This window comes from Pseudomonas sp. FSL R10-0056 (genome assembly GCF_009600105.1).
GTDB classification, from domain to species: Bacteria; Pseudomonadota; Gammaproteobacteria; order Pseudomonadales; family Pseudomonadaceae; genus Aquipseudomonas; species Aquipseudomonas bubulae.
In genome coordinates, this window is record NZ_WIWL01000035.1 from 1 (window position 1) to 2,244 (window position 2,244).

Here is a 2,244-nt window from a genome sequence, read left to right on the forward strand (position 1 = left end):
GGCCTGCGTATGGGCCAGCTCAGCCGTCTGGGCCAGGTGGGCCTGGCAGGCGTCACCGCAGCCCAGGCACCCACAGTGCGCGAAGCGGCCCGCACCCTGATACGCTTCGAACCCTTGTACGGCTCCAACTACCGCGGGCAGTCAAGCCTGCACGAAGACGCCCAGGGTGCCTGGCTGCGGTTTTACTCCATCAGCCCGTACAACGCCTATAACCGCTTTGTGGTGGACTCGATCATTGCCGGCTGGTTGCAGCACCTGTCCGCGGTTGCAGCCCGGCCCTTGAGCTGCGAGCAGATCGATATCGAATTCAGCGAACCGGATTACGCGCAGCGCTACGGCGAGCTGGACAGCGCCATGATCCACTTTCGCGCCGACACCAACCAGCTGCGCCTCAATCACGCCACCCTCGACCTGCGCAACCCGCAGCACTGCCCCAGCACCTGGGCCTATCTGCTGCAATTGTGTGAACGGGAACTGGAGCAATTGACCCGCACCCGCAGCCTGCGCGAACGCATCACGCAATTGCTGGGGCCTTTGCTCAATGGCGGTCGCGAGCCCGACCTTGAAGAAGTGGCGACACGCCTCAAGCTGCCGACCTGGACCCTGCGCCGCAAGCTGGCCGAAGAAGGCACGCAGTTTCGCGCCATTCTCAATGACACACGACGCGACCTCGCCATGACCTATATCCGTGATACGGAGCTGGCCTTCGGCGAAATCGCTTATTTATTGGGGTTTGCCTCAGCCGAGGCGTTTCAGCGGGCCTTCAAGCGCTGGAATGCGCAGACGCCGGGAGAATACCGACGGCGTCAGCGCCAGACTGCCTGATGCTGCACCGGGCTCAAAGCTCGGTCGCATCGTCGGCAGGTTCCAGCGGGTCCAGTTCAAAGGCCTGGTATTCAAGCAGCTCTTCCTGATAGTCGTCCATACAGCATCCCTTTTCAGTCTGTTTGTTTAAGTCATGCCTGAGCATAAAGTGCCCGCATGAAGGAAAAATGACACCTTCGCGGGCACTGTCAATACTCATCGTTAAACGTAGCAGAGCTTTTGAGATTTACTGCACAGTTATTGAACGGGAGAAGGCTCTACGGCGGCAGGTACGGGGGTGATGGCAGGCTCGGTCACAGGCTCGACCACAGGCGTGACTGGCGCCACCACTGCAGGTACCGTTACCGGGGCCTCCAGCACAGGTAGAACAGGTTCGGCTGCGGCCGGGGGCAGCAGCACAGGCTCGCTGGCAGGCGCCACAACTGGTTCGGGCACAATAACCGGCTCGGGTGCAGGCACAATCACTTCAGTCGGCACTGGCGCAGGCTCAGGCACGCCCAGATCAGGCTTGGCTTTTTGCGGCGCCTTTACCGCTTTCACGACTTCCTTGGGCTTGGGCAGGAAGACTTCGACCAGGCCAAAAAAACGGTCATAGAACTGCGCCGAAGACACCGTCTCGCTGGCGACTTTGACCATCGAATCATCGGTTGAACCAATCGGCATCGACACCGAACCCAGCACACCGACACCCAGACTGGCAGAGTTGTTGACTTTCTTCAGTGCGTAACGGTCCTGCAGCGCATTGGCAAACATGGTGGCGTGATGCTCAGAACCGCCATCGTCGGCACACACAATGTTGAAGCTGATCTCCAGATGGCTTTCGCCGGTTTGCTGGAAGCTCTTGTGGCCGCTGATCATTTTCGGGTCATTGCTGGTGATGATATAGCCCTGGCTAAGCAAGGCGCGCCGCGCTGATTCGCAGGCTGTCTTGTCGGTCACAGGGTAATTGCGCGAGAACGTACCGGAGTCATCGAAGTTTTCATGCTCATAGATGGCAGTTTTCTTCGACGAGCAACCTGCCAGGCCAGTCAGCACGAGAGCGACTACCACGGCACGCACGGGAAATGACATAAGCATTGAAAATCCTGAAGAGAACGGTACGGGGCGTATTGTGCATCAAGTGGTGTTTTTTGCGTGGGTTTGATTGGCTCATCCCCGTGAAACTGCGCCGAACCTGTGGGAGCGGGCTTGCTCGCGATAGCATCAGCGCGATCCATCAGAAGCCCCTCACCGCCTCCATCGCAGGCATCTTGCAGCATCCCGAGTCAAATCCCGGGCACAAAAAAAGCGACCCTGGGGTCGCTTTTTTTTTAGCTTCAGGGAGTTCAAGGGCCCTGAAGCAAATATGGCGCAGCGGACGGGACTCGAACCCGCGACCCCCGGCGTGACAGGCCGGTATTCTAACCGACTGAACTACCG

The 2,244-nt window shown here is 59.0% G+C and carries 3 protein-coding genes; 1 reads left to right on the forward strand and 2 read right to left on the reverse strand.

Annotation, left to right across the window (positions count from 1 at the left end):
• Positions 1-825 (forward strand): AraC family transcriptional regulator (locus GHO42_RS02365; RefSeq protein ID WP_153328974.1); only part of this gene is annotated, 825 nt, incomplete at its 5' end.
• 13 nt (positions 826-838) lie between these two features.
• On the opposite strand, the gene GHO42_RS02370 is transcribed toward GHO42_RS02365, so the two are convergent.
• A complete protein-coding gene (locus tag GHO42_RS02370; protein ID WP_130871641.1) occupies positions 839-1,024 on the reverse strand; it encodes a hypothetical protein in 186 nt (61 codons plus the stop codon).
• A 38-nt stretch (positions 1,025-1,062) separates the two neighbouring features.
• Entirely contained in the window at positions 1,063-1,902 is an 840-nt protein-coding gene (locus tag GHO42_RS02375; RefSeq protein ID WP_146541062.1) for a DUF2242 domain-containing protein, read from the reverse strand.
• Positions 1,903-2,244: the final 342 nt, after the last annotated feature.